General features: G+C 67.4%; 23 protein-coding genes. 9 read left to right on the forward strand and 14 right to left on the reverse strand.

Annotated features, from left to right (window positions below; genetic code table 11):
• Positions 1 to 60: 60 nt before the first annotated feature.
• The gene (locus ABD116_RS18440) at positions 61 to 264 is read right to left on the reverse strand and encodes a hypothetical protein (protein WP_343971195.1); all 204 of its coding nucleotides are present in this window, start codon (positions 262 to 264) and stop codon (positions 61 to 63) included.
• Between the two features lie 884 nt (positions 265 to 1,148).
• Here ABD116_RS18440 and ettA point away from each other — a divergent pair.
• A complete protein-coding gene (ettA, locus tag ABD116_RS18445; protein ID WP_343971197.1) occupies positions 1,149 to 2,831 on the forward strand; it encodes an energy-dependent translational throttle protein EttA in 1,683 nt (560 codons plus the stop codon).
• A 156-nt stretch (positions 2,832 to 2,987) separates the two neighbouring features.
• Here the strand turns inward: ettA and ABD116_RS18450 are convergent, their stop codons facing one another.
• Positions 2,988 to 3,437, reverse strand: a complete 450-nt coding sequence (locus tag ABD116_RS18450) for a MarR family winged helix-turn-helix transcriptional regulator (RefSeq protein ID WP_343971199.1) — start codon at positions 3,435 to 3,437, stop codon at positions 2,988 to 2,990.
• Positions 3,438 to 3,559: 122 nt separating this feature from the next.
• Between ABD116_RS18450 and ABD116_RS18455 the strand changes: the two genes are divergently transcribed.
• Positions 3,560 to 4,921 (forward strand): FAD-dependent oxidoreductase, encoded by a 1,362-nt coding sequence (locus tag ABD116_RS18455; RefSeq protein WP_343971202.1) that lies wholly within the window; start codon positions 3,560 to 3,562, stop codon positions 4,919 to 4,921.
• On the opposite strand, the gene ABD116_RS18460 is transcribed toward ABD116_RS18455, so the two are convergent.
• Together ABD116_RS18460 and ABD116_RS18465 are read right to left on the reverse strand one after the other, a co-directional pair.
• Complete coding sequence (locus tag ABD116_RS18460; RefSeq protein WP_343971870.1) at positions 4,902 to 5,567, reverse strand: SGNH/GDSL hydrolase family protein; 666 nt, start codon at positions 5,565 to 5,567, stop codon at positions 4,902 to 4,904. The genes ABD116_RS18455 and ABD116_RS18460 overlap by 20 nt on opposite strands.
• Positions 5,564 to 6,022, reverse strand: a complete 459-nt coding sequence (locus ABD116_RS18465; protein WP_343971872.1) for a MarR family winged helix-turn-helix transcriptional regulator — start codon at positions 6,020 to 6,022, stop codon at positions 5,564 to 5,566. Before ABD116_RS18465 ends, ABD116_RS18460 begins: the two co-directional genes overlap by 4 nt.
• Positions 6,023 to 6,161: 139 nt before the next feature.
• Here ABD116_RS18465 and ABD116_RS18470 point away from each other — a divergent pair, with 139 nt between their 5' ends.
• Positions 6,162 to 6,716, forward strand: a complete 555-nt coding sequence (locus tag ABD116_RS18470) for a YceI family protein (RefSeq protein WP_343971205.1) — start codon at positions 6,162 to 6,164, stop codon at positions 6,714 to 6,716.
• Positions 6,717 to 6,763: 47 nt separating this feature from the next.
• On the opposite strand, the gene ABD116_RS18475 is transcribed toward ABD116_RS18470, so the two are convergent.
• Entirely contained in the window at positions 6,764 to 7,366 is a 603-nt protein-coding gene (locus ABD116_RS18475) for a TetR/AcrR family transcriptional regulator (protein WP_343971208.1), read from the reverse strand.
• Positions 7,367 to 7,470: 104 nt separating this feature from the next.
• Between ABD116_RS18475 and ABD116_RS18480 the strand changes: the two genes are divergently transcribed.
• Genes ABD116_RS18480 through ABD116_RS18490 form a run of 3 tightly spaced genes read left to right on the forward strand, consistent with a single transcriptional unit; the run spans position 7,471 to position 10,603 of the window.
• Positions 7,471 to 8,616, forward strand: coding sequence for an acyl-CoA dehydrogenase family protein (locus tag ABD116_RS18480; protein ID WP_343971211.1), 1,146 nt, complete (start codon positions 7,471 to 7,473; stop codon positions 8,614 to 8,616).
• A gap of 11 nt (positions 8,617 to 8,627) precedes the next feature.
• Positions 8,628 to 9,848: an acetyl-CoA C-acetyltransferase gene (locus ABD116_RS18485; RefSeq protein WP_343971214.1), complete on the forward strand. Its 1,221-nt coding sequence runs from the start codon at positions 8,628 to 8,630 to the stop codon at positions 9,846 to 9,848.
• A complete protein-coding gene (locus ABD116_RS18490) occupies positions 9,848 to 10,603 on the forward strand; it encodes an SDR family oxidoreductase (RefSeq protein WP_343971217.1) in 756 nt (251 codons plus the stop codon). Before ABD116_RS18485 ends, ABD116_RS18490 begins: the two co-directional genes overlap by 1 nt.
• A 6-nt stretch (positions 10,604 to 10,609) precedes the next feature.
• Here the strand turns inward: ABD116_RS18490 and ABD116_RS18495 are convergent, their stop codons facing one another.
• Together ABD116_RS18495 and ABD116_RS18500 are read right to left on the reverse strand one after the other, a co-directional pair.
• Positions 10,610 to 11,008 (reverse strand): (R)-mandelonitrile lyase, encoded by a 399-nt coding sequence (locus tag ABD116_RS18495; RefSeq protein WP_343971221.1) that lies wholly within the window; start codon positions 11,006 to 11,008, stop codon positions 10,610 to 10,612.
• Between the two features lie 3 nt (positions 11,009 to 11,011).
• Positions 11,012 to 11,878: a helix-turn-helix domain-containing protein gene (locus ABD116_RS18500; RefSeq protein WP_343971224.1), complete on the reverse strand. Its 867-nt coding sequence runs from the start codon at positions 11,876 to 11,878 to the stop codon at positions 11,012 to 11,014.
• Positions 11,879 to 12,002: 124 nt separating this feature from the next.
• On the opposite strand from ABD116_RS18500, the gene ABD116_RS18505 reads away from it, so the two are divergent.
• Complete coding sequence (locus ABD116_RS18505) at positions 12,003 to 13,040, forward strand: zinc-binding dehydrogenase (RefSeq protein WP_343971227.1); 1,038 nt, start codon at positions 12,003 to 12,005, stop codon at positions 13,038 to 13,040.
• A 73-nt stretch (positions 13,041 to 13,113) separates the two neighbouring features.
• Here the strand turns inward: ABD116_RS18505 and ABD116_RS18510 are convergent, their stop codons facing one another.
• Positions 13,114 to 13,677, reverse strand: a complete 564-nt coding sequence (locus ABD116_RS18510; protein ID WP_343971230.1) for a TIGR03086 family metal-binding protein — start codon at positions 13,675 to 13,677, stop codon at positions 13,114 to 13,116.
• Between the two features lie 75 nt (positions 13,678 to 13,752).
• Here ABD116_RS18510 and ABD116_RS18515 point away from each other — a divergent pair, with 75 nt between their 5' ends.
• Entirely contained in the window at positions 13,753 to 14,742 is a 990-nt protein-coding gene (locus ABD116_RS18515; RefSeq protein WP_343971233.1) for a helix-turn-helix transcriptional regulator, read from the forward strand.
• Here the strand turns inward: ABD116_RS18515 and ABD116_RS18520 are convergent.
• The 6 genes from ABD116_RS18520 to ABD116_RS18545 all read right to left on the reverse strand — a co-directional run bounded on the left by ABD116_RS18520 (position 14,695) and on the right by ABD116_RS18545 (position 19,260).
• Positions 14,695 to 15,252, reverse strand: coding sequence for a hypothetical protein (locus ABD116_RS18520; protein WP_343971236.1), 558 nt, complete (start codon positions 15,250 to 15,252; stop codon positions 14,695 to 14,697). The two genes, ABD116_RS18515 and ABD116_RS18520, sit on opposite strands and share 48 nt — an antisense overlap.
• Positions 15,253 to 15,275: 23 nt before the next feature.
• Positions 15,276 to 15,572 carry a hypothetical protein gene (locus ABD116_RS18525; protein ID WP_343971238.1) on the reverse strand — a complete coding sequence of 99 codons (297 nt, stop codon included), beginning with the start codon at positions 15,570 to 15,572 and terminating at the stop codon, positions 15,276 to 15,278.
• A gap of 267 nt (positions 15,573 to 15,839) precedes the next feature.
• Positions 15,840 to 16,556: an ABC transporter permease gene (locus ABD116_RS18530; protein ID WP_343971241.1), complete on the reverse strand. Its 717-nt coding sequence runs from the start codon at positions 16,554 to 16,556 to the stop codon at positions 15,840 to 15,842.
• A 1-nt stretch (position 16,557) separates the two neighbouring features.
• The gene (locus ABD116_RS18535; protein ID WP_343971244.1) at positions 16,558 to 17,472 is read right to left on the reverse strand and encodes an ABC transporter ATP-binding protein; all 915 of its coding nucleotides are present in this window, start codon (positions 17,470 to 17,472) and stop codon (positions 16,558 to 16,560) included.
• Positions 17,469 to 18,368 carry an ABC transporter permease gene (locus ABD116_RS18540; RefSeq protein ID WP_343971247.1) on the reverse strand — a complete coding sequence of 300 codons (900 nt, stop codon included), beginning with the start codon at positions 18,366 to 18,368 and terminating at the stop codon, positions 17,469 to 17,471. Before ABD116_RS18540 ends, ABD116_RS18535 begins: the two co-directional genes overlap by 4 nt.
• Entirely contained in the window at positions 18,361 to 19,260 is a 900-nt protein-coding gene (locus ABD116_RS18545; protein WP_343971250.1) for an ABC transporter ATP-binding protein, read from the reverse strand. Before ABD116_RS18545 ends, ABD116_RS18540 begins: the two co-directional genes overlap by 8 nt.
• A 129-nt stretch (positions 19,261 to 19,389) precedes the next feature.
• Here ABD116_RS18545 and ABD116_RS18550 point away from each other — a divergent pair, with 129 nt between their 5' ends.
• A complete protein-coding gene (locus tag ABD116_RS18550; protein WP_343971253.1) occupies positions 19,390 to 20,289 on the forward strand; it encodes a GNAT family N-acetyltransferase in 900 nt (299 codons plus the stop codon).
• Positions 20,290 to 20,326: the final 37 nt, after the last annotated feature.

Raw genomic sequence — 20,326 nt, forward strand, 5'->3', positions numbered from 1 at the left:
GCTGTTGTGCCTGGTGTGCCTGCGAGACCGAGTACTTGAGTTCGCGGGGCCGGGTGCGAATCACCGGAATGCGGGCGCCTCACCCGCGAGCGATGCTGCTGAGGCGCCCACCGGCGTCATCTGTCCGGCGGTCGTCTCAACCGCGGGAACCCGCAGTCCACCTCCCGCAAGCGCGAGCACCTCAGCTACTGCGGTGCACGCCTCCACCGAGCCGATCGTCGTACCGGGTGGAGAGATCCACCTCAGCCCCCCTTCGCTAAACACCACTGACTCCTCGACCCCCGGCGGATGTGAGCACCCGACCGTTGGAGCACGCGACCGTTCGAGCACCCGAGTACTGGAATACCTGCGTGCAGCCGGAGCACCACGGAGCCGGAGTACTTGCGAAACTCGAGCAGGGCGGGCCGGCGTACCGGAGTGTGTCCGGCGGAGCGGAGTACTCGCGGGCCGGGAGCTGTCAGCCGTTCCGATCCGGGTGTCCGCAAAGCTGGCCTGTCCGAGTACTCCGAACACCAATGGACCCGGCGCAGCCGAGCCCGGCGTACCCGTGCGGGTTCGGATTCGGTGTACCGGAGTGCTTGTCGGCTGGACGCATCCGAGTGCCGGCGAATCGCCGCACCCGGCGTACCGGCGTACGTGCGGATCCGAGTACCTGTCATGCCGGAGTTGTCTGCTGTGCCTGGCGTGCCCGTGAGACCGAATGCCTGAGTTCGCGGTGGCGGGCCGCGAATCACCTGAACCGGGTGTCGCTCACCCGCGATCGATCGATGCTGCTGAAGCGCGTGCGACTGGGCGGCACCTGCTCGGCGGTCGTCTCAACCGCAGCAACCTGCAGTCCACCTCCGGCAAACGCCAGTGCGTCCGCTCCTCCGGCGTACGTCGCTGCCGCGCCAATCGTCGTATCGGTGGGGGAGATCCAGCTCACAGTCCACCCGCCGTTCTCCAATCCTCACTGACTCCTTCACTGCGGCGCATGTGAGCACCCGACCGTCCGAGCACCTGACTGTTCGAGCATGCGAGCAGGCGAGCACGCGGCGTTCGAGCACGCGGGCAGCGAAGTACCTGCGAACGCCGGAGTGCCTCGTGCTGGTGTGGGGTGGGTGGTGGCGATTGGGGGTGGGTGGGGGTTGGGACATAGGCTCTGGGGTATGGCGGAATTCATCTATACCCTTCGCAACGTCCGGAAGGCGCATGGGGACAAGGTCGTGCTCGACGATGTCACCCTGAACTTTCTGACCGGGGCGAAGATCGGCGTGGTCGGGCCGAACGGTACCGGCAAGTCCTCGTTGTTCAAGATCATGGCGGGGCTGGATCAGCCCAACAACGGTGAGGGGCGGCTGGCCGAGGGCGCGACGGTGGGGATCCTGTTGCAGGAGCCGCCGTTGACCGAGGGCAAGACCGTGCTGGAGAACGTCGAGGAAGGGGTCGGCGACACCAAGAAGAAGCTCGACCGCTTCAACGAGATCTCCGCGGAGCTGGCCGACCCGGACGCCGACTACGACACGCTGCTGACCGAGATGGGCGACCTGCAGACCGAGCTCGACCACCGCAACGCGTGGGACGTCGACGCTCAGCTGGAGCAGGCGATGGACGCGCTGCGCTGTCCGCCACCGGACGCGCTCGTCGACAACCTGTCCGGTGGTGAGCGCCGCCGGGTAGCGCTGTGCAAGCTGCTGCTGCAGGCGCCCGACCTGCTGCTGCTCGACGAGCCCACCAACCACCTGGACGCCGAGTCGGTGCTGTGGCTCGAGCAGCACCTGCAGAAGTACGCGGGCGCCGTCCTGGCGATCACCCACGACCGGTACTTCCTGGACAACGTGGCCGAGTGGATCCTCGAGCTCGACCGCGGCAAGACCTACGGGTACGAGGGCAACTACTCGAAGTACCTGGAGACCAAGCAGCAGCGGCTGGTCGTCGAGGGCCAGAAGGACGCGAAGCGGGCGAAGATCCTGGAGCGCGAGCTCGAGTGGGTCCGGTCGAACGCGAAGGCCCGGCAGACCAAGAGCAAGTCCCGGCTGGCTCGGTACGAGGAGCTCGCGGCCGAGGCCGAGCGCTCCAAGCCGCGCGACATCGACGAGATCAACATCCCGGCGGGTCCGCGCCTCGGCAGCACGGTGCTGGAGGCCGACAAGCTGGTGAAGGGGTTCGGCGATCGCGTTCTGATCAACGGGCTGAGCTTCTCGCTGCCCCGGGCCGGCATCGTCGGCGTCGTCGGCCCGAACGGTGTCGGCAAGTCGACGCTGTTCCGGATGATCGTCGGCGAGGAAACGCCCGACAACGGCAGCCTCAAGCTCGGTGAGACGGTCCGGATCTCGTACGTCGACCAGTCGCGCGGCGGTCTGGACCCGAAGAAGACGGTCTGGCAGCAGGTCTCCGACGAGCTCGACTACATCAAGGTCGCGAACTTCGAGATGCCGAGCCGCGCGTACGTCGCGTCGTTCGGGTTCAAGGGGCCGGACCAGCAGAAGCCGACCGGCGTACTGTCCGGCGGTGAGCGCAACCGGCTGAACCTGGCGCTGACGCTGAAGATGGGCGGCAACCTGCTGCTGCTCGACGAGCCGACCAACGACCTGGACGTCGAGACGCTGCAGTCGCTCGAGGACGCGCTGCTCGAGTTCCCGGGTTGTGCCGTGGTGATCTCCCACGACCGGTGGTTCCTCGACCGCGTCGCGACCCACATCCTCGCCTGGGAAGGTACCGACGAGGACCCGTCGAAGTGGTTCTGGTTCGAGGGCAACTTCGCGGCCTACGAGGCGAACAAGGTCGACCGCCTCGGCGCGGAGGCGGCTCGCCCGCACCGCGTCACCTACCGCAAGCTCACCCGCGACTGACAGCAGAAGACACAGAAAGGCTCGTCCGGCAGGCGCCGGGCGGGCCTTTCTCTTTGTCAGTGGGTGTTGGGGCGGGTCAGTTCCAGGGCGGCGGCGCTAACCGTAGTACCGGAGCCTGATTTCCTGGCGGGCCGTGGTGCCCGGTACTACCCGCGGCTAGGCGATGTCGAGCGGCTGCTGGTTGGCGATCGAGTCGCGGAAGAAGTCGGAGATCACTCGCAGGTCGGCGTCGGAGCGGCCAGCCAGGACCTCGTGCATGCGGCGGCCTTGTTCGGCGTACAGGGGAGCGAGCTTTTCCTGGATCGCCTCGGAGGACGGGGTGACCAGGACCTTGCGGCGGTCGTTGGGGTCGGGCTCGCGGGTGATCAGGCCGATGCCCTCCAAGCGGTCGATCACGCCGGTGACCGTACCGGAGGTGAGGCCGGTGTGTTCGGACAGTTGCCGTGGGGTCAGCGGGCCGTACGACTGCAGCAGAGTCATGAACTGGGAGTCGCTGCCGCCCAGGCCGACCTTGGCCGACACGGCGTGGTTGAACAGGATCACGTCCGCGATGAAGCGGACCATCCGCTCCTGCAGTTCGGCGGCCAGCTCTTCCCGGGTACTCATCACAAACCTCCACGACGACGGGCTTGCATTTCTCTCGGATCTCCAAGATACTCGGCTTATCGAGATACTTGAATAACCGAGATACTTGTAGATCCGAGACAATCGTAGTGGAGGCGGGACCGATGAAGGTGTTGGTGATCGGTGGCGGGACCGGCGGGCTGGCGCTCGCCCACGGGCTGAAGCGGGCCGGCGTCGAGGTGCGCGTGTTCGAGCGGGACGTCCTGCGGACCGACGGGCTGCACGGCTACCGGGTCGGGATCGACCCCGACGGCAGCCGGGCGCTCAGCGTGTTGCTGCCCAAGGAGCTGTTCGCCACGTTCGTCGCGACGAAGGCGCGCGATCCCAGGTACTTCAATATGGTCACCGAGGACCTCAAGGAGGTTCTCTCGATGGAGCTGCCGCCGGCCACCGACCCGATCGAGAGCGAGAAGTCGATCAGCCGGATGACGCTGCGGCAGGTGCTGCTGACCGGGCTGGACGACGTGGTTGAGTTCGGCAAGGAGTTCGTCCGGTTCGAGCAGCAGGGTGAGGCTGTCACGGCGTACTTCGCCGACGGCTCGTCCGAGACCGGTGATCTGCTGGTCGCCGCCGACGGTTCGGGCTCCCGGGTACGCCGGCAGTACCTGCCGCAGGCGAAGACCGAGCCGACCGGGATCATCGCGCTGGCCGGCAAGCTGCCGATCACCGAGGAGAGCGCGAAACTCGTCTCGCCCAAGGTGTTCGGGGGCATCACGATGCTGCAGGCGCCGCACGGATTCGGCTGCATCCTGCACGTGATGGAGTTCCAGTGGGACCGTGACGGCAACGTCAAGGAGGGGATCGGCGGCAACACCGAGGATCTGATCCGCCGCTGGCCGGGACTGCAGTTCGACAACACCCGCGACTACATCAACTGGGGTCTGTGGGCAGCCGCCGACAAGCTGCCGGCCAACGTCATGGACCTTCGCGGCCAGGAGTTGGTCGACGTCGCGCTGGCGGTGACGGCGGGCTGGAGTCCGAAGCTGCGGCGGCTGTTCGAGCTGACCGATCCGGGGACGTGCTTCCCGGTGAACATCTGGACGTCGGTCCCGCTGGATGCCTGGCCGACGACCAACGTGACGCTGCTGGGTGACGCGATCCACACGATGACGCCGGGGCGTGGGGTCGGCGCCAACACCGCGCTTCGCGATGCGCTGCAGCTGTGCAAGAAGCTCATTGACGTCAGGGACGGACGAAGCGGGCTGATCGAGGCGGTCGCGGACTACGAGAAGGCGATGATCGAGTACGGCTTCGACGCGGTACTGAAGTCACGGGCTCAGATGACGTCGGCCGACCCGATGCACAAACCGGTGATCGGCCGGGTGGCGCTGGCGGGCATGCGGACGGTGATGCGCGTCATCAACCACCTACCGCCGCTGAAGCGCCGGATGCAGCAGTCGATGATGGCCTACCGCGGCGCCGACCGCGATGAGGCCGCCTTCGAGATCACGCCGCCGGTGAAGTGATCGCGGCGATCCAGGCGTCGGCGAGCACTCGCTGGCCGGCGTACGTCGGATGGATGCCGTCCCAGATCCAGTGCTCGGCGGGCGCGCGCAGTACTGCGCTGTCGAAGGCGGCCTGGTTGGGCACGAGGACGGCGTCGAAGGAGGTGGCCAGCTCTCGTACGATCTCGGCTCGTTGCCTCACAGCAGACGCCCAATCGGCGTGGAGCCCGGGATCCGGGCTGGTCGGCAGGTAGAACGGCTCGCCCAGCACCAAGCGCACGTCCGGCAGTGCGACGCGGGTCCGGTCCAGCAACAACCGGTACTCCGCTGCGAAAGCGGAACCGTCGACGTCGTCCGACTTGCCGCCGAGCAGCGCGTCGACGTCGTTGACCCCGACGAGGATGCTGAGCACGTCCGGGCGCAGGTCGATCGCGTCCTGCTGCCAGCGGGCGGCGAGATCGGCCAGTGTGTCTCCGCTCACGCCCCGGTTGACGAAACGCCAGCCGCGCTCCGGCAGCGCGGCGGCCGCTGCCGAGGCGATCAGGAACGGGTACGAGTGGCCGAGGATGTGGTTCGGGTCCTCGGTGGATCCGCGGCCCCCGTGGGTGATCGAGTCGCCCTGGAAGACGATCTGAGCACCCGTCGGGAGGCCGAGATCAACGCTCAGCGCTGGCCGATGTGTTCGGAGACGGCGTCGAAGACGCGGCCGAGGGCGGCGAAGTCCTCGGGGGAGACGAGGTCGACGAGGTTCTCCCGGACGCCCTCCACGTGGTACGGCGCGGCGTGCTCCAGGAGGGAGAAGCCTGCCTCGGTCAGCTCGGCCCAGACGCCGCGCTTGTCGCTCTTGCACGAGGTGCGGCGGACCAGTTCGGCTGCCTCCAGGCGGCCGACCGTGTGGGTCAGGCGGGAGCGGCTCTGGTGCAGCCGGTCGGCCAGTTCGGCCATCCGGAGGCGGCGCTCGGGCGCCTCGGAGAGCCGGACCAGGATCTCGTAGTCGTTGATGCCCAGGCCGAACTGTCGGAGATCGTCGTCGAGTTTGGCCATCAGGCGTGCAGTGCCCAGCAGGTAGGCGCGCCACGCCACCTGCTGCTCGGAGTCAAGCCACCGGGTCCCAGTCGTCATCGTCACCGGATCAGTGTACCGGGAATGTAGTTGACTTTTAAATAGTTCATATCTACTGTCGACGTCGTTGGTTGAAGTTTTAACGAACCTCGACTGCGACGCCCCCATAGCTCCCCGGTTTGTGAAAGGACCCCCACACATGAGCACCGCCACCACCACGATTCCCGGCCTCGTGTCCGGAACCTACGCCCTCGACGTCGCGCACTCCGAGATCGGCTTCACCGTCCGGCACCTGATGACCAAGGTCCGCGGCACCTTCCAGGAGTTCTCCGGCGACATCATCGTCAAGGACTCGATCGAGGAGTCGACGACCACCGTCGCCGTCGAGTTGGCCTCCGTGCACACCCGGAGCGAGCAGCGCGACGGTCACCTGCGCTCCGGTGACTTCTTCGACGCCGAGAACAGCCCGAAGATGACCTTCGTCAGCACCGGCATCAAGCCCGAGGGTGACGACTACATCCTGGCCGGCGAGCTGACCATCAAGGACGTCACCAAGCCGATCGAGTTCGCCGTCGAGTTCCTCGGCGTGGACCAGAACGCCTACGGCCAGACCATCATCGGCTTCGAGGGCTCGACCTCGATCAGCCGCAAGGACTGGGGTATCGACTTCAACGTCCCGCTGGAGGGCGGCAAGCTCCTCATCGGCGACAAGGTCGACATCCACCTCGACGTACAGGCCGCTCTGCAGGTCTGATCTTCGTAGACAAAGCCCCGCACCTCTTCTGAGGGAGCGGGGCTTTTCTACGCCTGGACCATGCGGAGGGCGAGGTCCGCGTACGTCGCGCCCAATGCCTCGGGGGAGGGGCGGCGGGTGGGGTCGTACCAGCGGGCTACGTCTATGGAGAGGGAGAGGACTGCGAGGGTGGTACCGGGGAGGTCGGGGACTGTGAAGGTGCCGTTGCTCACGCCGTCGGCGAGGACCTTTTCGATCAGGGACGAGATGGCTCGGCGGATGGTGGCTACCTCGGTGAAGTGTTCGGGGGAGAGGGCCGCCAACTCGTACTGGACCACGCGGGCGATGGTGTGGTGTTCGGCGTGCCAGGCGGTGAAGGCGGCGACCATGGCGCGGAGGCGGTCCGCGGGGGTGTCGGCGGTGTCGGCCGCGGTCAGGATCTCCAGGGCGGCGCGGTGACCGTACAGGCTGATCTCGAAGAGCAGGCGTTCCTTCGAGGGGTAGTGCACGTAGAGCGCTGCCGGTGACATGTCGGCCCGGGAGGCGATGTCGCGGGTGGTGGTGGCCTGGAAGCCACGCTCGGCGAACGCCTCGATGGCGCCCGTGAGCAGGCGGCGGGCGGCGGCGGGCTGGACGTGCTCCCACGCGAGGGGGCTGGTGACTGCGGACACGTTGACACCATGCCCTAAGTTCGCGAAGCTAAGCAAGCGCTTAGCCATCAGGTGGCGACAGCGGCGACGCAGCGTGATCACGCGGACATCTCGGGAGGACAGCGATGGAACGGATCATCTTCAACGAGGACCACCACGCCTTCCGGGCCAGTGCCAAGGAGTACTGCGACCGCTCGCTGGTGCCGCGGATGGAGCAGTTCCTCGAGGAGAAGACGATCGAGCGGGCCGCCTGGCTGGAGGCCGGCAAGCAGGGCTTCCTCGGCCTCGACGTACCGGAGGAGTACGGCGGCTCGTCAGTCGGCGACTACCGGTTCAACCAGGTGTTCGCCGAGGAGGTCTCGAAGGTCTCCGCCTCGCTGTCGAGCTGTTTCGGCATCCACTACGACTGTGCCGCGCCGTACTTCGTCGACCTCGGCACCGAGGAGCAGAAGCAGCGCTGGCTGCCGAAGTTCTGCTCCGGCGAGTACATCGCCGCGATCGGGATGACCGAGCCGTCCGGCGGCTCCGACCTGGCCGCGCTGAAGACGACCGCGAAGAAGGCCGACGGCGGCTGGGTGCTGAACGGGTCGAAGACCTTCATCACCAACGGCGACATGGCCGACCTCGTCATCGTCGCCGCCCGGACCACCCCCGAGAAGGGCGCGAAGGGCATCACGCTGTTCGTGGTCGAGGAGGGCATGACGGGGTTCGCCCGCGGCCGCAAGCTCGACAAGGTCGGGCAGACCGAGTCCGGCACGTCGGAGCTGTTCTTCGAGGACCTGTTCGTCCCGGACGAGAACGTGCTCGGGGAGCTCGACCGTGGCTTCATCCACATGATGGAGCGACTGGCCCAGGAGCGGATCGGCGCCGCGGTGTCGAACATCGCGCACGCGACCCAGATCCTGAACGAGACGATCGAGTACGTGAAGCAGCGCAAGGCGTTCGGCCAGCCGGTCGGCTCGTTCCAGTACAACAAGTTCCTGATCGCCGAGCTCGTCACCAAGGCCGAGGTGACCCAGGCCTACGTCGACAACGCGGTGGTCGCGCACGACGAGGACCGGCTGTCGGCTGTGGACGCAGCCAAGGCGAAGTGGTGGAGTGCACAGGTACAGAACGAGATCCTCGACGCCTGCGTCCAGCTGCACGGCGGCTACGGCTACATGAACGAGTACCGGGTCGCCCGCGCCTGGCGGGACGCGCGCGTCACCAAGATCTGGGCCGGCTCGAACGAGATCATGAAGGAACTCATCGGCCGCGATCTGGGCCTCTGAAAGGAATCGGTATGCCTGAAGCAGTCATCGTCTCCACCGCGCGGTCGCCGATCGGCCGGGCCAACAAGGGGTCGCTGACCTCGATCCGGCCGGACGATCTGGCCGTCCAGATGATCAAGGCGGCCGTCGACAAGGCCGGCCTGACCGGGGACCAGATCGAGGACCTGATGCTCGGGTGCGCCGAGCCGCACGACGAGCACGGCGGCAACATGGCCCGCCGGGTCGCCGTCCAGCTGGGCTGGGACAACACGCCCGCGACGACGATCAACCGGTTCTGCGCGTCGTCGACGCAGACCGCGCGGATGGCCTTCCACGCGATCAAGTCCGGTGAGGGCGACATCTTCATCAGCGCCGGGGTCGAGTGCGTCTCGCGGTACAAGAACTTCGGCTCGGCCGGGGTCGGCGACCCGAGCTCGTTCAACGAGGTCTTCGCGGACGCCGTCCAGCGCACGGTGAAGTACGCCGAGACCAACGAGACCTGGCACGACCCGCGCGAGGACGGGCTGATCCCGGACGTCTACATCTCGATGGGGCAGACCGCGGAGAACGTCGCGACGCTGCGCGGGATCAGCCGGGAAGACCAGGACGCGTTCGGCGTACGGTCGCAGAACCTGGCCGAGAAGGCGATCAACAACGGCTTCTTCGAGCGCGAGATCGTCCCGGTGACGCTGCCCGACGGCACGGTGGTCAGTGCGGACGACGGTCCGCGGGCCGGTACGACGCTGGAGAAGGTCAGCCAGCTCAAGCCGGTGTTCCGTCCGGACGGTACGGTCACCGCCGGCAACTGCTGCCCGCTGAACGACGGCGCCGCGGCCGTGGTGATCATGAGCGACACCAAGGCGCGCGAGCTCGGCCTGACCCCGCTGGCCCGGATCGTCTCGACCGGCGTGAGCGGCTTGTCGCCGGAGATCATGGGCCTCGGCCCGGTCGACGCGACCAAGCAGGCGCTGGCCCGGGCCGGGATGAGCATCGGCGACATCGACCTGGTCGAGATCAACGAGGCGTTCGCCGTCCAGGTGATCGGCTCGGCGCGTGAGCTCGGTATCGACGAGGACCGGCTGAACGTGCACGGCGGCGCGATCGCGCTCGGCCACCCGTTCGGCTCGACCGGCGCGCGGATCATGACCACGCTGGTCAACGGCCTGCAGTTCGAGGACAAGCAGTTCGGCCTGGAGACGATGTGCGTCGGCGGCGGGCAGGGCATGGCTGTGATCCTGGAGCGCCTGAGCTGATGACGCTGAAAGGCAAGACGGCGATCGTCACCGGTGCCTCCCGCGGCATCGGGCTGGCGATCGCCAAGCGGCTGGTGGCCGACGGTGCCCATGTGATCATCACGGGGCGCAAGCAGGAGGCGCTGGACGAGGCGATCGCCGGCCTGGGCGGTCGCGACAACGCGATGGCGGTCGCCGGCAACGCGGCCGATCCGGCTCACCGCGCGAGTGTGGTGGCGGCGGCGGTCGCGACGTACGGATCGGTCGATCTGCTGGTCAACAACACCGGCATCAACCCGATCTACGGCTCGCTGCTCGACGTGGACAGCGCGGTCGCGGCCAAGATGGTCGACACCAACGTGCTGGCGACCATCGCCTGGGTCAAGGCGTGCAGCGATGCGTGGATGCGCGCTCACGGCGGCTCGGTCGTCAACCTGTCCTCGGTGGCCGGCTTGTCGCCGTCACCGGGAATCGGCTGGTACGGCGCCACGAAGGCGATGCTGTCGCGCGTGACGGCAGAGCTGGCGGTGGAGCTCGCCCCGGCGATCCGGGTCAACGCGGTCGCCCCCGCCGTGGTGAAGACCCGATTCGCCGGCGCTCTCTACGAAGGCCGCGAGGAGAAGGTCGCCGCGGCGTACCCCCTGAAGCGCCTGGGCACGCCCGAGGACGTCGCGTCCCTGGTGTGGTTCCTGCTCTCCGACGAAGCCTCCTGGATCACCGGCCAGACCATCACCATCGACGGCGGCCTGACCCTCAACGGCGGCATCACCGGCTGACCGGTACTACGAGACGCCGTACTCCGCGTCCGTGACGTGCTCGCCCCACTCGGACTCGGGCACGTCCGGCTCGCCGGCCTCCCAGATGGCCGTATGGACCATGAAGTTGTCCGGTGATCCACCGTGCCAGTGCCACTCGCCCGGCGGCGTGTAGATCACGTCGCCCGGGCGGATCGTGATGACCTCGCCGCCGCGGGCCTGGATGAGCCCGACCCCGTCGGTGACGTGCAGCGTCTGGCCCTGCGCGTGCCTGTGCCAGGCCGTCCGGGCGCCCGGAGCGAAGCGGACGGTGTTGACCCGCACGCGGGACGGCTCCTCGCCGCGGATGATCACGTCGAACCAGACATCGCCGGTGAACATCTCGGCCGGTCCCTTGGTGCTCGGCGTTCTGGGTAGCAGGTGCACTGACTACTCCTTGCTGTGGGCAACTGATTCGGTGGCGGCCCAGCTCGCGAGCAGCGTCAGGGCATCCGCGGTGGGGGTGCCCGGTGCGGCTGTGTAGACGAGCAGGGTCAGGCCGGGGGAGGAGGGGAACTCCATGGCCTCGAAGTCGAGGTCCAGGAGGCCTACGACGGGGTGATGGAGTTGCTTCTTGCCGGTGCGGTGGAAGCGGACGTTGTGGGTCGCCCAGCGGGTGCGGAAGTCCTCGCTGCGGGTGGAGAGTTCGCCGATCAGCTCGGTGAGCGCCTTGTCGTGTGGGTTGCGGCCGGCGTGGCTGCGCAGGATCGCGGCGATGTCGTCGGCTGTTCTGTCCCAGTGCGGGAAGAAGTCCTTGGATGCGGGGTCCAGGTAGACGAAGCGCGCAGTGTTCGCCGGGCGGCGCGGGTCGGCGAGCATCGGGGCGTACAAGGCCGACGCCATCTGGTTGGCGGCCAGCATGTCGTGGCGGTCGTTGCGGACCCAGGCCGGTGCGTCGGTGATCGCGTCGAGGATCTGTTGGATGGCCGGCTTCACGGCTTGCGTAGTACTGCGGCGGCGCCGGGCCGGGCTTGCTGTGCTCTGCCGGGCCAGGGCGAACAGGTGGGACTGTTCGGCCTCGTCGAGTTGCAGTGCTCGGGCTACTGACTCCAGCACGCTCTCGGAGGCTCCGCTGAGGTTCCCGCGCTCCAGGCGGATGTAGTAGTCCACGGACACTCCGGCGAGCAGGGCGACCTCCTCCCGGCGCAGTCCCTTCACCCGGCGGTTGCCTCCGTACGCGGGTAGCCCGGCGCGCTCAGGGGTGATCCGCGCACGCCGAGAGCTGAGGAACTCCCGGATCTCGGCTCTGTGGTCCATGCCCCCACGCTACGTCGCTGTTCGGGCCTGAAGGAGGTACTGCCGTTACCTGGAACGACAGACACTGCCGGGTCGGAGTGCGAGCGCCTTCACTGGGGACATCCAAGCCAGTTGAGAGGAAGCTATGCGAGCGACATACCTGTACGGCGCCGGCGACGTCCGAGTGATCGACGTACCGGACCCAGTCATCCAGCAGCCCACCGACGCGGTACTGCGGGTCATCCGCTCCTGCGTTTGCGGGAGTGATCTCCACCCGTACCACGGTGCGCCCGTCCCGCCTGGCGGCAAGCCGATGGGCCACGAGTTCATCGGAGTCGTCGAGGAGATCGGTAGTGAGGTGGCGACCGTCAAGCGCGGTGATGTGGTCATCACCCCGTTCGCCTGGTCGGACGGGACCTGCGACTTCTGCCGCGAAGGACTCCAGACATCCTGCCGGCATGGCGGGTTCTGGGGCAGCAACGGCATCGGTGGCGGCCAGGCCGAGGCGGTCCGCGTACCGCTGGCGGACGGAACGCTGGTGAAGGTACCGGTTGGCGAGGACTCCGAGTTGCTGCCATCGCTGCTCACGCTGTCGGATGTCTACGGCACGGGCTACCACGCGGCGGTGAAGGGTGGCGTCAGCGAGCGCACGGCGGTGACCGTCATCGGCGACGGGGCAGTCGGTCTGCTGGCAGTGCTTTCGGCCAAGCAGTTGGGAGCGTCGAGGATTGTGTTGATGGGGCGGCACAAGGAGCGTACGGAGCTTGGGGTCGAGTTCGGCGCTACGGATGTTGTTGCCGAGCGGGGTGACGAGGGTGTCGCGAAGGTCCGCGAGCTGACCGGCGGCGACGGCACCCACGTGGTAATCGACGCGGTCGGCTTCCGCGAGGCCTACGACCAGGCGCTCGGCATCGTCAGGCCAGGCGGCGTGATCAGCCGGGTCGGCGTTCCGCAGTACGCCGACGCACCCGCGAGCTTCGCCGGCTTCTTCGTCCCCAACATCACCCTCACCGGCGGCGCCGCCCCCGCTCGCGCCTACATCGAACGGCTGCTCCCGGATGTACTGGCCGGCAAAGTTGCCCCCGGCAAGGTCTTCGACCAGACCGTCACCCTGGAAGACATCCCGGCCGGCTACCGCGCGATGCACGAGCGGACGGCACTGAAGGTACTCGTCCGCCCGTGATCGCCAGGCTGGTCCAGCCACGCTGGTCCGGCCAGGCCGGTTCAGCGAGGCCGGTTCAGCCAGGCCGGTTCGGTCAGGGCTGGCGGCCTTGCCAGGCGGCTAGGCGGTCGTAGGGGGAGGCGTCTTCGGGGACCTCGACCACCGGGCCGAACGGGATGTGGCCGCCTCGGGGTGTGGCGGGGAGGAACTGTTGGGAGAGGGGGAGGCAGTAGGTGGCGATGGTGTCATCCAGTAGGTCGGTGCGGCCGGTGGCCTTGGCGAGGTCCCAGGCGTGGGTGGCCAGTTCGCTTGTGTAGGAGGCGATTGCGGCGGCGCCGGGGATGGTTCCCCACGGCACTGTGCAGGTCATGGTGAGGACGGCCGGGTTGGCGAGGGTTTCGTCGGCGGCGGCGCGGCGTTCCTTCCAGGTGGCGGCGAAGTCCTTGACGCCGGGCGTCACGGTCGGGATCGACAGCGGGTTGTTGCCGGTCAGCGCTAGGTCGATCCGGGCGATGACAGTCATCAGGTGGCCGAGCAGCGTCTCGACGTCGTACTCCGGGCAGGGCGTCGGCAGGGCCAGGTCGTCGGCGCCGATGGTGTCGATCATCGCCTGGGTCTGGTCCAGAGCGCGGGCGAGCATCGGGCGTGGGTCGGTCACGGTTCCTCCAGTGATTGCGTTGTCGGAACCACTCTCGCCGGGTAAGTACGACATCTTCTGTCGTATATTCGAGAAGTGCGAGCTGACCGGTTGCTGCAGATCATCCTGCTGCTGCAGCGCCATCCCCGGTTGAGCGCGCGGGAGCTGTCCGAGCGGCTGGAGGTGTCGACCCGGACGGTGATGCGCGACATGGAGGCGTTGTCGGCTGCCGGCGTACCGGTCTACACGGAGCGCGGGCGCAACGGCGGTTGTGTGTTGCTGCCGGGCTACCGGGCCGATGTGAGCGGGCTGACTCCGCGGGAGGCGCAGGCGTTGTTTGCCTGGAGCGGTAGGGCGTCTCTGTCGCAGGAGCTCGGCCTGCATGACGCACTGCAGTCTGCGATGGGCAAGCTGTCCTCCACGCTTCCGCTGCAGTTGCAGGACGACGCAGAGGCTCTGTCCGACGCCATAGTCGTCGACCGGCGCCGGTGGTTCGCCGATGCCGAGGACACCGGTGCACTGCCGGTACTACGCCAGGCCGTGGTCACCCGTCGTCGGGTAGCCATCCGCTACGCCTCAGCCAGCGAGGGCAGGTCGGTACGCCGTACCGTCGACCCCTGGGGCCTCGTCGAACAGGCGGGTCGCTGGTACTTGGTGGCAGCCCATCGCGGGGTCGCCCGGATGTACAGGGTGTCGCGGGTCGAGCAGGTCGACGTACTGGACGTAGCAGCGGTTAGGCCGGAAAACCTCGACCTGCAAGAGGAATGGGACCGCCTGCGGTCAGGCCTGGAGCGGACGCTGCCGGCCAAAGGAGTGTATGTACTACTCCGGGTGCGGCCGGATCGGGCGGAGCAGGTCAGACGGATCTCCGCGCCGATGCTGGCCCGGGGTGAGCGCGTGCACGACGTACCAGCCGAGGATGACGAGTGGCCGCGACTGTCGATGCGCTTCCGCATCCGCGAGGCCGCCTGCGGCATCCTGCTCGGCTTCGGCGATGTCGTGGAGGTACTCGAACCAAGCGACCTCCGCGACGAACTCCTACGCCTGGCGGAAGCCGTCGTCGAGGTCTACAGCGCGGGTACCTGAGAAGCGTTGCCGTACGAAGATCCTGCCGTCGGCGTCCTCGTCCTCGTTGCGCCACTGGAAGCTCGTCGCGGTGATGTCGGTGAAGATCCACCGCGTCTTGGCCAGGTCCGAGTCGCGGGCCTCGAGCGTGATGCTGCCCGGCCCGGCATGCCCGATGAAGGTCTTCACCAGCGCAGCGCGAGGCCCCATCCAGGTCGACCGGAATGCGTCCAGCTCAGGATCGTAGATCCGGATGCTGAGCCCCCATTCACCGTCCTCCGGCGAGGTGCGAACCGCTCGGCTCGGCGTGATCCAGATGTCAGCCACCGCGCTTCCATCGAGCGCCCAGGCGAAATGCCATTCACCCTTGGTCTCGCGGGTCAGCTGCCCCTCGTCGTCGTACCAGCTGACATCCAGATCCCAGCTACCGATCAACGGCGCGTACGGCTGGAAGGCCTGCTCGAACTCCGGTCGCGGTGACTCGGAGACGAACAGGCCGGCCAGCATCGAAGCCGGTGACACTGCCGTCATGCCCGGCACGTTACAACATCAGATCAGGAGGGGAAGACCCGCTGCGAGACGAGGAACTTCTCGACACCGCTGTGCAGGTCAACGGCCATCAGGCTCACTCGGACCGAGGCCGCGCCGCCGATGACGTCGGCAGGCAGGTTGGTGGTCGCCAGGACGCTACCTTCACAGGCAATGTTGGAATCATCGACCGAATCGGGGCTGAGCTGGTGGCCGGCCGGATTGAGTGCCTGAACCCGGATGAAGCGACAGTCGGTCAAGCTCACCGACTTGACTGTACCGTCGGTCGCCACTCCGCGATTGAAGAAGGTCACGGTGCCCACCGCGTAAGTGTTTCCGTACCTCACGTCGAACGGAGCCGTCGGATACGCGGTGGTTGCCGCCTGGCTGGCAAGCGGGGCGGCCAGGCAGGCCAACCCGGCCGCGACAGCCACTCCAGCGGAAACAGACCTTCTGATCATTGTTGAAACCCTTCGTCGTCGCACTCGGATGTCCAGCGGTCACAGCCTGCAGCAGCGAAAGGCCAGGACAGAAGCCTTTTGCAGCAACGTGCAACGAGGATCCGGCGAAGCGGGGAAAGGGTTACGGTTTCACTCGGCGGTCGAGAGGATCAGGCTGCGGAGGCGGGTGATCGCGAGGGTTAGGCCGATGACGGTGACGGCCAGCAGGAGGATGGTGGCGAGGGGGAGTTTGACGGCGGAGTCGACGTCGGGGTGGTCGGTGAGTTTGTTGATGACGGCCAGGGACCACTGCTGGACACTGAGAGTTTTGGCGCCGTCGACGTACTGGCCCATCACGCCTTCCCAGAGCAGGGCGTAGATCAGGCCGATGGTGACCGCGTTGCCCGAGATCACCGACAGGGCGAGGAAGATGGCGGTGTAGGCGATTCCGGCGACCAGGGAACCGATGCCGAAGGCAACGGCTGTCTGGATGTCGTGGACGTCCAGGATCAGGCCGGCGACGAACATCGGCACGGCACCGAGCACGAAGATCACCGCGATCGCTACCAGGGCCTTGGTCAGGATGATCGTGGAGCGCTTGATCGGCTTGCTCAGCAGGTAGACGATCGAGCCGTCGTCGATCTCCGACGACAGCGCGCCGGTCGCCGCGATCAGTGAGACCAGCGGCACGATCACCGCGAGGCCGAACAGCTGCAGCAGGCTGATGCTGAAGTCGGACGAATCGTCCAGCGTCAGCGCCAACAGCACGCACAGGGCCAGCAGAACGCCGGGCAGGATGAACAGCAGCAGGCCGCGCCGGTGGCCGAACAGCGTGGCCATTGTCAGCCGGGCGATCGTCATGTTCATCTCAGCGCCTCCCGACGAGGTAGGAGAAGACGCTCTCGAGGGACTCGTCGGTCGGAGCGACTTCCAGCAGGCGGATGCCGAGGTCGCGCGCCAGCGACGGCACGATCCGGCTGAACCGCTCGAAGTCGACGACCTGCACCTGCAGCGCGCCACCATCGAGATCCGCGCCGGACGTACAGGCATCGCCGATCAGCGCGGACGCGAGCCGGCGATCATCCGAGGAGCGCAGCCGGTACAGCACCGGCCGGTCCGTCATCAGCGTGCGGATGGCGCGATAGTCGCCTGAGGCCGCGTGCCGCCCGGACACGACGACCTCGATGTGCGTCGCGACCTGCTGCACCTCTTCGAGGATGTGCGAGCTGAAGAGCACCGTACGTCCGTCCGCACCCATCTTGCGGAGCAGGTCCATCAGGTGGAGCCGTTGCCGCGGATCCATCCCGTTGAACGGCTCGTCGAGCAGCAGTACCGACGGATCGTGGACGAGTGCCGCGGCCATCTTGATCCGCTGCTTCATGCCCTTCGAGTACGTCGAGATGCGCCGCCCCGCCGCTTCCTCCATCGCTACCGTCGCGATCGCGGCGGCCCCGGCCGCGCCCGGATTCGGCAGGCCCTGCAACTCCGCATTCGCCACAACGAAAGCCGAGCCGGTCAACGTGTCGTACACAGCCTCGGTCTCGGGCACCAGCCCGATGTGCCGGTAGGAGCTCTCGTTCCGCCAGACCGGTACGCCGTCCAGCGTGACCTCACCCGTCGACGGCGGCAGGAAGCCCGCCATCATCGTGATGAGCGTCGACTTGCCCGCACCGTTCGGCCCGAGCAACCCGGTCACGCCAGGACCGATCGTCATCGTCACGTCGTTGACCGCGACGACGTTGCCGTACCAGCGGGAGACCTTCTGGATCTCGATCACGCTCATCCGCGGGCCACCTTCGCGTAGCGCGAGTTGACGCCCCAGACGCAGAGCGCGACGAGGGCGACGTAGACGGCTGTGAAGACCAGACCCTCGGCCAGCGTCGGTTCGAAGTCGCCGCCGCCGCGGAGGATGAAGCTCTGCAGCACCTGGACGAGCGTGAAAGGCGAACCCAGGTTGGTGTAGTGGGCCGCCGTGCTGTCCTGGTCGGCCTGCGAGTTGAGGATCGCGGTCGTGGTGACGACGGCGGTGAAGGAGACGATCAGGACCGCGATGATCGCCGCGACGGCGAAGCCCCGGCGCGGGGTCGCGGCGGAGATGAGTCCGCCGATCGCGGCCAGCAGGATCGAGAGCAGCAGGGCCGCGACGAGTCCGCTGAGGAACTGCTTGGTCATGTCGGTGAAGTCGAACTTGGCCAGCAGCGCACCGGCGTACAGGATCACCAGCGGCAGGCCGGTGAGGATCATCAGCGCGAGGGTGAGTGCCGTCAGCTTGGCCAGCGCGTAGTCGGTCCGCCGCAACGGCCGGGCGAGGTAGAGCACGATCGAGCGGTACCGGAGATCCCGCGAGAACAGCTGCGGCGCCTGCGAGGCCAGGTAGAGCGCGATGACGGCCTGGAGCAAGAAGATGTAGTCCACCTGGTTCACCGGTGGCTTGTCGAACTGCAGTGCGCTCTCGATGCCGACGATGATCGCCACCGGGACCACCATCACGGCGAGCAGCAGGATCGGCATCACCTTCGACTTGCCGGACCGGCCGAGCCCGTACGCATGCCGCAGGCTCGACACCACCAGCGCCTGCCAGATCGCGAACCGGCCGAGCCGCGGACCGTCGTAGTGCCGGTAACCGATGTCATGGATGACACCAGCCCTCTGCTGCAACCCGGGCTGCTGGTCAGACACTGAAAACCTCTTCCAGCCGATGGCGGTGCTGCTCGACTCTCACCAGTCCGAGGCCGAGCTCGGCGATCGAGTCGCGGACCAGGTCGTACGTCTCCTCGCCGCTGATCTCGACGAGAACCAGAGGACCGTCGGTCCGCGCGCGTCCGCCGGCTCGCTCCAGCGCGGCGGCCAGTCGGTCGCGTCCGCTGAGATCCCGTACTTCGACCGCCAGTACTCCGGTCTCGCCGGTCAGCGCGGCCTTCGACTCCGACCTCAGAAGACGACCGCCGTCGAGTACGACGATGTGGTCGCAGACGTGTTCGAGCTCGCCGAGCAGGTGCGACGTGATCAGTACGGGGATGCCGAACTCGGTGCCGATCCGGCGTACCAGCTCGAGCATCTCGTCGCGGCCGGCCGGGTCGAGCCCGTTGGTCGGTTCGTCGAGCAGGACGAGCTTGGGGTCGTGCACGAGGGCCTGGGCCAGCTTGACCCGTTGCTTCATGCCGGTGGAGTAGCCGCCCATCGGGCGGTAGCGCGCTTCGTCGAGGCCGACGTGGCGCAGCACGTCGGCGGCGCGCTCCCGGGCGGCGGTCGCGGGCAGGCCGGACATCTGGGCGAGGTGCACCGCGAACTCGGTCGCGGAGACGTCGGGAGGCAGGCAGTCGTGCTCCGGCATGTAGCCGACGAGAGCACGGACCGCCTCGCCGCCGGTGACCACGTCGTGTCCCAGCACGATGGCGCTTCCGGCGGTCGGGGCGATCAGTCCGAGCAGAATTTTCAGCAGGGTCGACTTGCCGGCACCGTTGGCTCCGACCAGTCCGGTCACGCCGGACCCCACCTCGACAGTCAGCTCGTCCAGGGCCGTCACACGCGGGTATCGCTTGGTCAACGATGTGGTCGCGATAACGGGCACCGGCCAACCCTAATGCCCACCAGGCCCACGGCAGAATCACAGCCGCCGCACAGCTGTTGCGATCGCGTGCCAACTAAGAGGGCGGCTAATCCGCTGGCGGCCTGGAGACGCTCTGGCTAGGGTCCGGAGATGCGAATCAGGGTGATGACGGCCGACGACGCCGAGGTGGTTTCGCGGTTGCGGCGGGAGGTCTATTCGTACTCCGTGATGTCGCCGGCCTACATCGCGCACCAGTTCGCGACGCGGTCGGCGGCGGAGCGGCAGCTCGGGCTGATCGCGGAGGACGGCGGTCAGGTCGTCGGGATGGGAACCGCTGGGCTGAACGTCTGGACCAGTGAGCCGGGTCAGAGCGAGGTGGCGATCCAGGTCCATCCGTCGCATCGCCGTCGTGGCATCGGTGGCGCGCTGGCCGAGCGGTTGCATGGTCATCTGGGTGAGGTCGGCGCGTTGCGGATCCGTACCTTCGCAACGCCGGCTGGGCTGTCTTTTGCAGTCGCGCTTGGGTATGAGCCGTCGCGCGAGATGCATTACTCGGGCGTCGATCCACGGGTACTTCCGGAGCAGCCTGCCGTGCCCGACGGGATCCGGATCGCGACGCTGGACACTTTGGAGCCACGGCAGATCTTCCTCGCCGACACGATCGCCACCCTGGACGAGCCGAGCGATTCGCCGATGGATTCGGTGGACTACGACGACTGGGTCAAGGAGATCTGGGAGTCGCCGGCTTCGGACAAGACGTTGAGCGTCGCCGCGCTCGCCGGCGATGAGGTGGTTTGCTTCACGGCGGTCGCGGCCGACGGCGACCGGGCCTGGTCGGACATGACGGGGACCGTTCCGGGGTACCGGGGCCGAGGACTCGCGAAGCTGGTGAAGTCCGTCGCTCTCCGGCGCTGCGCCGAGGCCGGCATCACCGGCGCGTTCACCTCGAACGACGACACGAATTCGCCGATGCTCGCCATCAACGACTGGCTCGGCTATCGCCGGATCGAGACCCAGACAAGCCTGCTCAGGACGCTTGGAGTTCGATAACTATTGCAGCAGTCCAGACCAGTTCGGTTCTGACCGC

Source organism: Kribbella koreensis (genome assembly GCF_039525325.1).
GTDB classification, from domain to species: Bacteria; Actinomycetota; Actinomycetes; order Propionibacteriales; family Kribbellaceae; genus Kribbella; species Kribbella koreensis.

Bases quoted from the DNA above. Each gene is read 5' to 3' on its own strand.
- ettA (WP_343971197.1), top strand. From the start codon at position 1,149: ATGGCGGAATTCATCTATACCCTTCGCAACGTCCGGAAGGCGCATGGG.
- ABD116_RS18450 (WP_343971199.1), bottom strand. From the start codon at position 3,437: ATGAGTACCCGGGAAGAGCTGGCCGCCGAACTGCAGGAGCGGATGGTC.
- ABD116_RS18455 (WP_343971202.1), top strand. From the start codon at position 3,560: ATGAAGGTGTTGGTGATCGGTGGCGGGACCGGCGGGCTGGCGCTCGCC.
- ABD116_RS18465 (WP_343971872.1), bottom strand. From the start codon at position 6,022: ATGACGACTGGGACCCGGTGGCTTGACTCCGAGCAGCAGGTGGCGTGG.
- ABD116_RS18470 (WP_343971205.1), top strand. From the start codon at position 6,162: ATGAGCACCGCCACCACCACGATTCCCGGCCTCGTGTCCGGAACCTAC.
- ABD116_RS18480 (WP_343971211.1), top strand. From the start codon at position 7,471: ATGGAACGGATCATCTTCAACGAGGACCACCACGCCTTCCGGGCCAGT.
- ABD116_RS18485 (WP_343971214.1), top strand. From the start codon at position 8,628: ATGCCTGAAGCAGTCATCGTCTCCACCGCGCGGTCGCCGATCGGCCGG.
- ABD116_RS18490 (WP_343971217.1), top strand. From the start codon at position 9,848: ATGACGCTGAAAGGCAAGACGGCGATCGTCACCGGTGCCTCCCGCGGC.
- ABD116_RS18500 (WP_343971224.1), bottom strand. From the start codon at position 11,878: ATGGACCACAGAGCCGAGATCCGGGAGTTCCTCAGCTCTCGGCGTGCG.
- ABD116_RS18505 (WP_343971227.1), top strand. From the start codon at position 12,003: ATGCGAGCGACATACCTGTACGGCGCCGGCGACGTCCGAGTGATCGAC.
- ABD116_RS18520 (WP_343971236.1), bottom strand. From the start codon at position 15,252: ATGACGGCAGTGTCACCGGCTTCGATGCTGGCCGGCCTGTTCGTCTCC.
- ABD116_RS18530 (WP_343971241.1), bottom strand. From the start codon at position 16,556: ATGAACATGACGATCGCCCGGCTGACAATGGCCACGCTGTTCGGCCAC.
- ABD116_RS18535 (WP_343971244.1), bottom strand. From the start codon at position 17,472: ATGAGCGTGATCGAGATCCAGAAGGTCTCCCGCTGGTACGGCAACGTC.
- ABD116_RS18550 (WP_343971253.1), top strand. From the start codon at position 19,390: ATGCGAATCAGGGTGATGACGGCCGACGACGCCGAGGTGGTTTCGCGG.